Source organism: Maribacter polysiphoniae, assembly GCF_003148665.1.
GTDB classification, from domain to species: Bacteria; Bacteroidota; Bacteroidia; order Flavobacteriales; family Flavobacteriaceae; genus Maribacter_A; species Maribacter_A polysiphoniae.
The window spans coordinates 174,036-186,300 of sequence record NZ_QGGQ01000003.1; the positions used below are offsets into that span (position 1 = coordinate 174,036).

12 protein-coding genes are annotated in these 12,265 nt (G+C 40.7%); 7 read left to right on the top strand and 5 right to left on the bottom strand.

Annotated features, from left to right (window positions below; genetic code table 11):
* The first annotated feature begins 18 nt into the window (after positions 1–18).
* Positions 19–1,377 carry an MFS transporter gene (locus LX92_RS08250; RefSeq protein ID WP_109649829.1) on the top strand — a complete coding sequence of 453 codons (1,359 nt, stop codon included), beginning with the start codon at positions 19–21 and terminating at the stop codon, positions 1,375–1,377.
* Positions 1,378–1,415: 38 nt separating this feature from the next.
* On the opposite strand, the gene LX92_RS08255 is transcribed toward LX92_RS08250, so the two are convergent.
* Genes LX92_RS08255 through LX92_RS08270 form a run of 4 tightly spaced genes read right to left on the bottom strand, consistent with a single transcriptional unit; the run spans position 1,416 to position 4,353 of the window.
* Positions 1,416–2,141, bottom strand: a complete 726-nt coding sequence (locus LX92_RS08255) for a head GIN domain-containing protein (protein WP_109649830.1) — start codon at positions 2,139–2,141, stop codon at positions 1,416–1,418.
* A gap of 28 nt (positions 2,142–2,169) precedes the next feature.
* The gene (locus LX92_RS08260; protein ID WP_109649831.1) at positions 2,170–3,258 is read right to left on the bottom strand and encodes a hypothetical protein; all 1,089 of its coding nucleotides are present in this window, start codon (positions 3,256–3,258) and stop codon (positions 2,170–2,172) included.
* A complete protein-coding gene (locus LX92_RS08265; RefSeq protein ID WP_109649832.1) occupies positions 3,239–3,799 on the bottom strand; it encodes a hypothetical protein in 561 nt (186 codons plus the stop codon). Before LX92_RS08265 ends, LX92_RS08260 begins: the two co-directional genes overlap by 20 nt.
* Positions 3,799–4,353 carry an RNA polymerase sigma factor gene (locus tag LX92_RS08270; RefSeq protein WP_109649833.1) on the bottom strand — a complete coding sequence of 185 codons (555 nt, stop codon included), beginning with the start codon at positions 4,351–4,353 and terminating at the stop codon, positions 3,799–3,801. Before LX92_RS08270 ends, LX92_RS08265 begins: the two co-directional genes overlap by 1 nt.
* A gap of 217 nt (positions 4,354–4,570) precedes the next feature.
* On the opposite strand from LX92_RS08270, the gene lon reads away from it, so the two are divergent.
* Together lon and cmk are read left to right on the top strand one after the other, a co-directional pair.
* On the top strand, positions 4,571–7,021 hold the full coding sequence (gene lon / locus LX92_RS08275) for an endopeptidase La (RefSeq protein WP_109649834.1): 2,451 nt from the start codon (positions 4,571–4,573) through the stop codon (positions 7,019–7,021).
* Between the two features lie 38 nt (positions 7,022–7,059).
* A complete protein-coding gene (cmk, locus tag LX92_RS08280) occupies positions 7,060–7,767 on the top strand; it encodes a (d)CMP kinase (protein ID WP_109649835.1) in 708 nt (235 codons plus the stop codon).
* Positions 7,768–7,799: 32 nt separating this feature from the next.
* Here the strand turns inward: cmk and LX92_RS08285 are convergent, their stop codons facing one another.
* Positions 7,800–8,180, bottom strand: a complete 381-nt coding sequence (locus LX92_RS08285) for a LysM peptidoglycan-binding domain-containing protein (protein ID WP_109649836.1) — start codon at positions 8,178–8,180, stop codon at positions 7,800–7,802.
* Positions 8,181–8,443: 263 nt separating this feature from the next.
* On the opposite strand from LX92_RS08285, the gene rpsA reads away from it, so the two are divergent.
* From rpsA to LX92_RS08305, 4 genes are all read left to right on the top strand, one after another.
* A complete protein-coding gene (gene rpsA, locus LX92_RS08290; protein WP_109649837.1) occupies positions 8,444–10,282 on the top strand; it encodes a 30S ribosomal protein S1 in 1,839 nt (612 codons plus the stop codon).
* A 143-nt stretch (positions 10,283–10,425) separates the two neighbouring features.
* A complete protein-coding gene (pyrR, locus tag LX92_RS08295) occupies positions 10,426–10,965 on the top strand; it encodes a bifunctional pyr operon transcriptional regulator/uracil phosphoribosyltransferase PyrR (RefSeq protein ID WP_109649838.1) in 540 nt (179 codons plus the stop codon).
* A 3-nt stretch (positions 10,966–10,968) separates the two neighbouring features.
* Entirely contained in the window at positions 10,969–11,895 is a 927-nt protein-coding gene (locus LX92_RS08300) for an aspartate carbamoyltransferase catalytic subunit (RefSeq protein ID WP_109649839.1), read from the top strand.
* 5 nt (positions 11,896–11,900) lie between these two features.
* Positions 11,901–12,233, top strand: coding sequence for a ribonuclease Z (locus tag LX92_RS08305; protein ID WP_109649840.1), 333 nt, complete (start codon positions 11,901–11,903; stop codon positions 12,231–12,233).
* Positions 12,234–12,265 lie beyond the last annotated feature (32 nt).

Genomic DNA, 12,265 nt, shown 5'->3' on the forward strand with positions numbered 1-12,265 from the left:
CAGCTTTTATTTTTACATATGACAAGAACTTTGGCCCAAAAGGGCAGTAAAAAACTATTGAATGCGTGGGCCTTTTATGATTGGGCAAATTCAGTATACACCTTAACAATAGCCTCTTCGATATTTCCGATTTATTATTCTGCATTATTTTCATCCAAAGGGCAATTGGTGTCCGCTTTTGGTTTCGAAATGAAGCAAACGGTATTGATCTCGATCATTACCGCCTTTACTTTTCTAATGGTCGCTATCTTATCGCCGATTTTGTCGGGTATAGCCGATTATGTTGGGAACAAGAAGAGTTTTATGAAGTTTTTCTGCTATGTTGGGGGAGTGGGGTGTATCGGACTCTATTGGTTTAGTCTCGAAAACATTCATATAAGCCTATTGTTTTATTTTATGGGGCTTATCGGATATTGGGGCAGTTTGGTATTCTATAATTCTTACCTGCCCGATATTGCCTATGAAGACCAACAAGATCGTATTAGTGCCAAAGGTTTTTCGTTGGGGTATATCGGTAGTGTGCTGCTTCTGTTGTTTAATTTGGCCATGGTTATGAAGCCCGAATGGTTTGGCTTTGATATTGGGACTACGGAGCAAGAACTGGGGTTGTCCAAGATCAAGGCAATGAAAGTCTCTTTTATTACTGTCGGTCTATGGTGGGTTTTATTCAGTCAATATACGTTTTATGTGCTTCCTAAAGGTATTTCCAATGGACATAAGGTTACTAGTCGGGTATTTCTCAATGGATTCCGCGAATTGAGATCGGTCTGGTGGCAGTTGAAACAGAATGTCAGGTTAAAACGATATTTAGGGGCCTTTTTTGTTTTCAGTATGGCCGTTCAGACCATTATGCTCATGGCGGTTTATTTTGGAGAGAAAGAGATTGCTTGGACTACGGATTCCGAAAAAACAACAGGACTCATCATCAGTATCCTCGTAATACAATTGGTGGCGGTGATCGGGGCTATTGTTACGTCTAGGGCTTCGGATAAATATGGGAATATCAAAACCTTGATCGTGGTGAACATGATTTGGTTGTGTCTATGCTTCTATGCCTATTTTATGATAACGCCCATGCAGTTCTATATCGCAGCGGGTTTGGTCGGTTTGGTAATGGGGGGCATACAGGCCTTGGCCCGGTCTACCTATTCGAAATTCCTTCCTGAAACAGAGGACACCACATCGTATTTTAGTTTTTATGATGTGGCTGAAAAAATAGGGATTGTAATAGGTATGGCAATTTTTGCATTGGTAGATCAGATCAGTACGATGCGGTATGCCATATTGTTCCTGTTTGTTTTCTTCTTGGTCGGTATTATTTTATTGTTTCGGGTGCCAAAAGAAAAAGCCCCTTTGTTAAAGAGGCTTTTCCCATGATTGCTATTCGCTTTTTGATGTGCCTGTATACAAACAGGTTATGCTTTTGTGATATCGCCAGACCCCGAGGTTTTGGTATTTACTTTTTCGGGATTGCCCCTGTAGTGGATATCCCCAGAACCGGAAACCCTTGCTTTTAGGCTTTTGTTTGCGGTTACCCTAATGTCCGCTGATCCCGAAACATTGGCATTGACATTTTCAGCTTCCAATCCATAGGCTTTGATATCACCGCTTCCCGAAATGGTAGCATCAAAATCGGTGGTCGTCCCACTTAACTCTATGTCCCCGGAACCTGACATGGAAGCGTCTATGGACCGGGTTTTAAGGTCAAGCGTAATATCGCCGGAACCAGACATTGAAGTTTTAAAATCATCGGCCGTAATTGTAGTCTTGCCCACAATGTCACCAGAACCGGAAAGTGAAATCGCATCGATACTTTCTACCGGTACGGTGATGAGGATTCCGTTTTTCCATGTCGAGGGTTTCAAGTTCATCCCTTTCTCAACCTTGATGACCAATTTGCCGTCCTTGACTTCGGTGATGATGTGCTCCAACAGGTTTTCTTCCCCTTTTAAAGAAATATCCCCTTCATTGCCCGCAACAAGGTCTACATCAAACCATCCTGAAACCGATATCGCATCATAATCCCTTGTTGATCGTTCTATGGTCACCACGTTGCCGTTTCCTTTGACTCTTTTGCCCCATTGTGCCGAACAGGACAGGGTGAATAATGCCACCAAACTTAATGTTGCTATTTTTTTCATCTTTTATAATTTAATCCTGGTTTTATATTTAATTTTTTGTGAAGGAGATACCTCCGTATTCACTGTTTATAGTGATGTAGTTACCACTGTTGGCGGCGCCATAGTAGCCTTTGTAATAACGGTTGTTCGATTTTTCGGTACTGACGTTTATTTCAAAATCATCCTTACCACTTACCCCGGCATATTCGGCCCGGATTTCAAAATCAAAGTAATATTGAGGGGAGTACCCTATCTTGATTCCGGTGTAGTCCGAGCTGATGTGGAGGTTGCCCGCATCTTCGGCCATTTCGTTTATCCGTAAGGAGCCATAGTCGGAATTTATATCCACATTGCCGTGAATGGTCCCTAATTTAACATTGATGTAATCCCCGTTGCCATCTACGTTATTGGCTTCCCCAACTTCTATATTCCCATAGTCACAGGAGTATTGAAGGTTTTCCATATGGTGTATGGTAGAGTTCGTGTAATCGGCATTTAAAATCAAATTTCCTGCTTTTTCAATGGTAAATCCGGAATAATCGGCCTTTATTTCACCACTGTTGATATAGCCAATACTGGATTTGGAGGTGTAATCAAAATTTAAATAGTTGTTTCTGCCATGGAGTTCACCGATCTCCAATCGTCCGTAGTCGCAGTTGATTTTGGCATGGCCATCGATCCTGTCCAGAATGATATTGCCATAATCGTTATCCAGGTGGACACTGTTTTTTACGGGCAATTTTACGGTATAGTTGATTTGCATATTCACGTTGTTGTTGCCCCAGTTCCAGCCCCAACTACTTTTGTTCTTGTTGAAGATGGTCTTGGCAGAGACCATATCCATTGAGGCTTCAAAATCAACGGTAATATCATCTAATTTCTTTTGCACCTTTTCTTCATTGTTGCCGCTGGTCTTGATATGTACCTCGATCAAGATACGGTCTTCGTCCCAAGAGGTGATATTGAGATTGCCATAGCTGTTATTCACTTTGAGTAGGGCTGTTGGATTTACACTGTATTCTTTCTTTATGGATTTTTCCTTGGAATATCGTCCCTTGATTTTGCCATCGCTGGCAGCAAGGATCATTGGGGCTATAAAGAATAGCACGGTAACATATTTATATAATAAAGTTCGCATCGTTTTGATTTTTTAAATTTTTGATTGTTTCAATTTGATTGATGACATCCTGTAAGAGGTCTATCCGTGTTTGAAAGTTCGTTATCATGGCACTTAAGATCAGTTTGTTGTTTCCTCCATTGATCAGGTCGGTTTCCAATTGCTTGTAATTGGTTTCCAGTTTTTTCAATTGATCCATGGTGTCACTGATGATCTTTTGTGTTTCGGGGGAACTTTCTTTTTCAAGCTGTTTTACCTGATCTTCGATAAGGCTGGCAAAATAGACCTGTGTATTGCTTACCTCAGGGGAAATCTGTGCGACTTGCTCGTCTAAGGAAGGCCAGGATGTATATATCCCAATGGCCAATAGACTAATAACGGCCACGGAGGCAGCGATAGAAAGGGGTCTCCACCAATTTCCCTTCTTTTTGTGTAAGGTTATTGTTTTGTTGGCTTGGTTCAGTTTTTCAAGAAACCGCTCTTGATGCCCGGCTTTGGGTTCCCCGGTGTCAAAAGTGCCTTCCAGGCCATTGAACAACTCTTTTAATTTATCTTTTTCCATTAGTAGGTGTTTATCATTTTTTTACGTAGACTTTCCTTTGCCCTAGATATCATTGTGCGGCAATTGGCATAGCTTATATTCATTATTTTACTTATTTCTTCATAATCATACCCCTCTATTAAGTATAAGGTCAAAGAAATTCTGTAATTATCTTTTAGTTGTTTCATGGTTTCCATCACTTTTTGAGCCTTCAGTTCGGTAAACACATGATCCGAAACAATTCCGTCATTATCTTCGACCTTGTACATTATATCATCCAACGCAACCTCATTTTTCTTTTGTTGCTTTCGGTAATGATAGATACTGTTGTTTATGACAATGCGTTTCAACCAGGATCCAAAGGTCACTTCTCCTTTAAAAGTATGCAGTTTCGTAAACGCGTTTAGAAACGATTCCTGCATAATATCTTCGGCTTCGGCGCTGTCCTTTACAATGCGTACCGATGTGTTGTACATGGCTTTGTAATAACGATTGTAAATTTCCATTTGCGCACTTTGGTTTCCGGCAAGACACAATGGTATCAATTCATCAGTATGTTCTTTTATGTGGCTCAAAAAGTGATTGATTTGTTTAATAGATGTCCTAAATTACCCAATGTTACAGTTTATAAAAAATAATTAGGGCTGTTGGCACAGGAATTGCCAAATATAGGTTGTTATGAAGTGTCCTGGTGCCCAGAAACAAAGGCTACAGGCCTAAATAAAACTTTTTTTTAATACTAAAAATTGCCTATTGCTGTTAGAAATATGACAGAATGGCTGAAAATATACTATGGGAGATTCTAAATTTTCAAATTTTGACAATATGTCCTTACAAGGTATTGACCAAGACGCGGAACTGATACCGCTATTGACCCCCGAGGACGAAGAGGAAATGAACAATGAGGGGCTGCCCGAAACTTTACCTATATTGCCTTTGCGCAATACCGTACTGTTTCCTGGGGTGGTTATTCCGATAACTGCAGGTAGGGATGCATCGATAAAATTGATCAAAGATGCCAATAACGGTTCAAAGGTCATCGGTGTCGTTGCCCAGAAAGATGAAAAGACCGAGAATCCAGGGATCAATGATATACATACTTTGGGTACGGCGGCCCGTATCTTAAGGGTGCTTCAAATGCCCGATGGGAATACCACAGTGATCATACAGGGAAAAAAACGGTTTGAATTGGCCGAGGTGCTTACCGAAAAGCCTTATATGACGGCAACCGTTAGGGAAACGGCTGAGGAACGCCCAGATAAGGACGGACAGGAATTCCTGGCGATTATAGAGTCTATTAAGGATTTAGCCTTGAAAATCATTAAGGATAACCCGAACATTCCGAGTGAGGCATCCTTCGCCATAAAGAATATTCAAAGTAATTCATTTCTGATAAATTTTGTTTCCTCCAACCTTAATCTTGATGTGAAAGAGAAACAGGAATTGTTGGAAATAGGGAACTTACAGGACAGGGCCTTGTCCACATTGAAATATATGAATGTGGAGCTTCAAAAATTGGAATTGAAGAATGTAATCCAATCCAAGGTCAGGAGCGATATGGATCAGCAGCAACGTGAATATTTCCTTCATCAACAAATGAAAACCATTCAAGAGGAATTGGGTGGGGTTTCCTATGATGAGGAAATTGAGGAAATGCGTCTAAAATCCGTGGATAAGAAATGGGATGCCAAGGTGGCGGAGCATTTTGAGAAGGAATTGGCGAAATTACAACGTATGAACCCACAGGTTGCGGAATATTCCATCCAACGAAATTATTTGGATCTGTTTTTGGAGTTGCCTTGGAACGAATTCTCAGAGGACAAGTTCGATTTAAAACGTGCCCAAAAAATCTTGGATCGGGACCATTATGGTTTGGAAGATGTAAAGAAACGTATTATCGAATACTTGGCGGTTTTGAAATTACGTAATGATATGAAGTCGCCCATACTTTGCCTATATGGCCCTCCAGGGGTTGGTAAGACCTCGTTGGGTAAATCGGTAGCCGAGGCTTTGGGTAGGGAATATGTGAGGATGTCCTTGGGTGGTTTACGCGATGAGGCCGAGATTAGGGGCCATCGTAAGACCTATATCGGGGCCATGCCCGGTAGAATAATCCAGAGTATCAAAAAAGCAGGGACTTCAAATCCTGTTTTTATCCTTGATGAAATCGATAAATTGGCCAGTAGCCATCAAGGGGATCCTTCCTCAGCGATGCTCGAAGTATTGGATCCGGAACAGAATAGTGCGTTCCATGACAACTTCCTTGAAATGGGGTATGACCTTTCGAAGGTCATGTTCATTGCCACAGCCAATACGTTATCGACCATTCAACCTGCGTTAAGGGACCGTATGGAAATCATCAATGTTACCGGATATACCATTGAGGAGAAGGTAGAGATAGCGAAAAGACATTTGTTGCCCAAACAATTGAAAGAACACGGACTTACCACGAAAGACCTTAAAATAGGAAAACCCCAGATGGAAAAAATCGTTGAGGGCTATACGAGGGAATCAGGGGTGCGTGCTCTGGAAAAACAAATTGCCAAAATGGTGCGTTATGCTGCAAAATCGATTGCCATTGGGGAAGAATACCACATTAAAATAAATAATGATGATGTTGAAAAAATTCTTGGTCCGGCCCGATTGGAAAGGGATAAGTATGAGAATAATGATGTGGCCGGTGTGGTAACAGGACTGGCATGGACCAGCGTAGGTGGTGATATTCTTTTTATCGAATCGATCCTTTCAAAAGGGAAGGGAATGTTGAACATTACCGGGAACTTGGGCAAAGTCATGAAAGAGTCGGCTACCATAGCCATGGAATATATAAAATCGAATGCCGAAAGTTTTGGTATCGATCCATCGGTTTTTGCCAAATACAATGTACATATCCATGTTCCTGAAGGAGCAACACCCAAAGATGGGCCAAGTGCCGGTGTAACCATGCTAACGTCCCTGGTCTCCTTGTTCACCCAGAAAAAAGTGAAGAAAAGTTTGGCGATGACAGGGGAGATTACCTTAAGGGGGAAAGTTCTTCCCGTAGGAGGAATCAAGGAAAAGATCCTGGCGGCGAAAAGAGCCCGGATCAAAGAGATCATATTATGTGAGGATAATAGAAAGGATATCATGGAAATTAAGGAGGAATACCTTAAAGGACTAACTTTCCATTATGTTACCGACATGAGTGAGGTTATCGACTTGGCGATTACAAACCAGAAAGTAAAGAACGCAAAAAAGCTTTAGTATTTTAAGACGTCCTTTTTTCTGTCTATTTTTGACCTATGGAAAAAATCACCATTGCCATTGATGGGTATTCATCAACCGGAAAAAGTACCATTGCCAAACAATTGGCAAAGGCACTTAACTATATTTATGTAGACACAGGTGCTATGTATAGGGCTGTGACGCTTTACGCCATGCGGAATGGTTTTGTAAGCGAGAATGCCTGTGATGTTGAGGCATTGATAGCCTCGCTGCAAGATATTGAACTACGATTTGTGTATAATGATGCCGCCGGTTTTGCCGAGATGTACCTGAATGATGAGAACGTAGAGCGTGAAATCAGGACGATGGAAGTCTCTAAATTGGTGAGTAAGGTGGCCACCATTGAGAATGTGCGACAGAAATTAGTGGCCATTCAGCAAAAAATGGGCTTGGAAAAAGGGATTGTCATGGACGGAAGGGACATTGGCACCGTGGTGTTTCCCAATGCGGAACTAAAGATTTTTATGACAGCGTCCCCCGAAAAAAGGGCCACAAGGCGGTACAAGGAGTTGTTGGACAAAGGGGAGGAAGTGAAATACAGTGAGGTGTTGAAGAATGTGGAACATCGCGATTATGTAGATTCGCACCGTGAAATATCACCGCTGCGGAAAGCAGGGGACGCCATTGTTTTCGATAATAGTGATATGGGACTTGAAGACCAGTTCTCAAGGATTCTGGATTTTGCGAATCGGGTCATCAACAAACAAAAAAAAGACGTTCATTAGAACGTCTTTTTCAATTTGAATAATATTATTCCTTATAGGTTAGGGATAACCAAAACCTGATCGGGATGAATCACATCCGGGTTCTTAAGGATATTGGTGTTAGCCTCGAAAATTTGTTTGTACTTCATAGGGTCACCATAGTACTTCTTGGCAATCTTGCTCAATGATTCCCCACTTTTTACAGTGTGTTTATGGAAAATGGATTCGTCGGCCACCGTAATATTGGCTTTGAGGTCAGAGGGTTGTTCCCCTCCTATTTCCTTGATTTTATCCCACAAAAGATTCTTCTCGTATTGGGTGTTGGCAGTACCTTTTATTTTTAATACGCCATTCTCTTCGGTAACATTACCGTCCTTGATTGATAATTCTTCGCCAAGGTCTAAAACTGGCTGATATTTTGCTTTTACGCTCATAGTTGTAATTTACTTATGGTTAATATTTATTGGTGTGAAGATAAGGATTTATGCGTTATTTTCAGGAAAAACGAAAAAATACTCCTTTAACTGTCAATTGTGGTGGCCTAGTTGTTTGTAAATACATAATAAAATCGTAGTTTTGCACTCCTTTTTTACAGAGAATCAAGAGGAAAGGGGAAGAAAACAAAAATTCATATAACATCTTCTGTAGTAATTGTTTAACTCTTGTGGCACTATGGAATACAAATTTAAATCAGCAAATGGCTGAAGAAAAAGAAACAAAAGCAGTAGAGGAAGCTATCGAAGCTACTCCGGAAACAAAGGTGGAAACACCTGTACAGGACCCAAAGGAATTTTTAGAAAATTTTGATTGGGAAAAGTACGAACAAGGCATTGAACGTGTTGATGACTCTAAACTTCAAGAGTTTGAAACATTGGTTGCCGAAAACTTTGTCGATACAGCGGATGAAGAGGTTGTACAAGGTACCGTAGTGTACTTGACCGATCGGGAAGCTATTATCGATATCAATGCAAAATCAGAAGGCGTTATTTCGTTGAACGAATTTCGTTATAACCCAGACCTAAAAGTAGGTGATAAGGTAGAGGTGTTGATCGATATCCGTGAGGATAAAAGTGGTCAATTGGTACTTTCACACAGAAAGGCCCGAACCATTATGGCTTGGGATAGGGTGAATGCCGCACATGATAAGGAAGAAATTGTTAGTGGTTTCGTGAAATGTAGGACTAAAGGAGGTATGATCGTCGATGTATTCGGTATTGAAGCCTTCTTGCCAGGTTCACAGATCGATGTTAAACCTATTAGGGATTACGATCAATATGTCAATAAGACTATGGAATTCAAAGTGGTTAAGATCAACCACGAATTCAAAAACGTAGTAGTTTCGCATAAAGCACTTATCGAGGCTGATATTGAAGAACAGAAAAAAGAGATCATCAGCCAGTTGGAAAAAGGACAGGTACTTGAAGGTGTTGTTAAAAACATTACTTCTTACGGAGTCTTTATCGATCTTGGTGGTGTTGATGGTTTGGTACACATTACCGATCTTTCATGGAGCAGGATCAACCACCCGAATGAGGTTGTTGAATTGGATCAGAAATTGAATGTTGTTATCTTGGACTTTGATGAGAACAAATCAAGAATCCAATTGGGTCTTAAGCAATTGGAGAAACATCCTTGGGATGCCTTGAGCGAGGACATCAAAATTGGTGACAAAGTCAAAGGAAAGGTTGTTGTTATAGCCGATTACGGTGCATTCATCGAAGTTGTAGAAGGTGTTGAAGGATTGATCCACGTTTCTGAAATGTCATGGTCAACCCATTTGCGTTCTGCACAGGACTTTGTAAAAGTCGGTGATGAAGTAGAGGCTGTAGTATTGACATTGGATAGGGAAGATCGTAAAATGTCCTTGGGCATTAAGCAATTGACTCCAGATCCATGGACCGATATTACTACCAAATACCCTGTAGGATCTAAACATAAAGGAATCGTTAGAAACTTTACCAATTTCGGTGTATTCTTGGAATTGGAAGAAGGAATCGACGGTTTGATTTATATCTCAGATCTTTCTTGGACCAAGAAAATCAAGCACCCATCAGAATTTGTAGCTGTTGGTGATACCTTGGAAGTGGAAGTATTGGAGTTGGATGTTGAAGGACGTAAATTAAGTTTAGGTCACAAACAGACTACCGAGAACCCTTGGGACAAATACGAAACTGAATTTGCTGTTGGTACCGTTCATAAAGCGGCCATTACCGATATCGTAGATAAAGGTGCAACGATTGACTTTAACGAGGATATCACTGCATTCGTTCCACAACGTCACTTGGAAAAAGAAGATGGTAAGAAAGTAGGTAAGGGCGAAGAAGCCGAATTCAAGATCATTGAGTTCAATAAAGACTTCAAACGTGTTGTAGCCAGTCATACCGCTATCTTTAGGGAAGAAGAGCAACGCAATGTAAAAGCCGCAGTTAAAAGAGCTGCAGCCAGTGCTGATGAGGCTAAACCTACTTTAGGGGATGCTAACGAGGCATTACAGGCATTGAAGGATAAAATGGAAGCTAATTCCAAAAATAAATAAGCTTTTATTTAATTGATTTTCCTATGTAAATAGGGATTCGAAAGCCCTGACGGTATCGTCAGGGCTTTTTTGTTTCCATTCTTATAAATGAATATTTGTAATAATTCCCTATTTTTGTCAAACAAAAGTGTTGCTGGCCTACTATGAGTCAAAAAGTACTACTCTCCTCAAAAGAAATTAATATCATCTTACATAGGTTGGCTTGCCAATTACTTGAAAATCATCTTGATTTTGCCGATACGGTATTGATTGGGATGCAACCCAGGGGCAAGTTCGTAGCCGAAAGACTTACCAAAATCCTTAAAGAGGAATATAAAGTAAAACATATTGAAGTCGGATTCTTGGATATCACCTTCTACAGGGACGACTTTAGAAGGGGCGATAAGCCTCTTGAAGCCAATCAGACCAATATCGACTTTTTGGTCGAGGATAAGAAAGTGGTCTTGATTGACGATGTGCTGTATACCGGAAGAAGTATCCGGGCGGCTTTAACGGCCATCCAATCTTTTGGACGACCTTCCGAAATCGAATTATTGACCTTGATAGATAGGCGATTCAGTAGGCACTTACCCATACAACCGACCTATAGGGGACGACAGGTCGACGCCATAAACAATGAAAAGGTTGTTGTACTTTGGGAAGAGAATGATGGTAAAGACCAAATCTATCTGATAAATAAATAAGCAATGAGCGAACTGAGTGTAAATCACTTACTGGGTATAAAATATATCAACGAAAAAGATATTCAGCTCATTTTTGAAACCGCCGATCAATTTAAGGAGGTGATCAATCGATCCATTAAGAAAGTACCTTCGTTACGTGATATTACCATAGCCAATATATTTTTCGAAAATAGTACAAGGACAAGACTGTCGTTCGAGTTGGCTGAAAAACGACTTTCTGCCGATGTTATTAATTTCTCTGCAGGCCAGTCTTCCGTAAAGAAGGGGGAGACCTTGATCGATACCGTGAATAATATCCTATCCATGAAAGTGGATATGGTCGTTATGCGGCACCCCAATCCTGGAGCCGGTATCTTCCTGTCAAAACATGTCAAGGCTGCCATAGTCAATGCCGGAGACGGTGCACATGAGCATCCTACACAGGCTTTGTTGGATTCCTTTTCAATACGGGAACGATTCGGGGATGTTGCAGGGAAGAAAGTCGTTATCGTCGGTGATATACTGCACTCCAGGGTGGCTCTTTCCAATATCTTTGCCCTGAAATTGCAAGGTGCCCAAGTAAAGGTTTGTGGACCAAAAACATTGATGCCCAAACATATTGGGTCATTGGGGGTTGAGGTAGAGACCGATTTGCGGAAAGCATTGAATTGGTGCGACGTAGCCAATATGCTTCGTATACAGAATGAGCGTTTGGATATTAGTTACTTTCCAACGACAAGGGAATATACACAGCAATTCGGGGTAAATAAAGCCTTACTCGATTCATTGGACAAAGAAATCGTAATCATGCACCCTGGTCCTATTAACCGTGGGGTGGAAATCACCAGTGATGTTGCGGATTCAAAACAATCGATTATATTGAACCAAGTTGAAAATGGGGTGGCCATACGTATGGCCGTGATTTATTTATTGGCCTCAAAAATAAAATAACTCCTATGATATTTGATAAAGAGGGTACCACGACAATCGTATTTCAAGAGAATATTTCGATTCAGGAATTTTTAAAGAATCTTGAATCGGGTTACAACAAGATAAAAAACGATAATATCATTATTAACCTGTTTTCATTCTCAAAGCTTTCTTCAGGTGATATTTTGGAATTTTTGCCTATTTCAAACAAGCATAGGGATACAAAAAAATCATTTGTATTGGTGACCGATAAAGTTTCTTTTGACGAAGTTCCCGAAGAATTATCTGTAGTGCCCACCATACAGGAAGCCAAGGATATTATCGAAATGGAAGAAATAGAAAGGGATCTTGATCTCTAAAAACCCATAATGAAAAATGATTCCTTCATAGG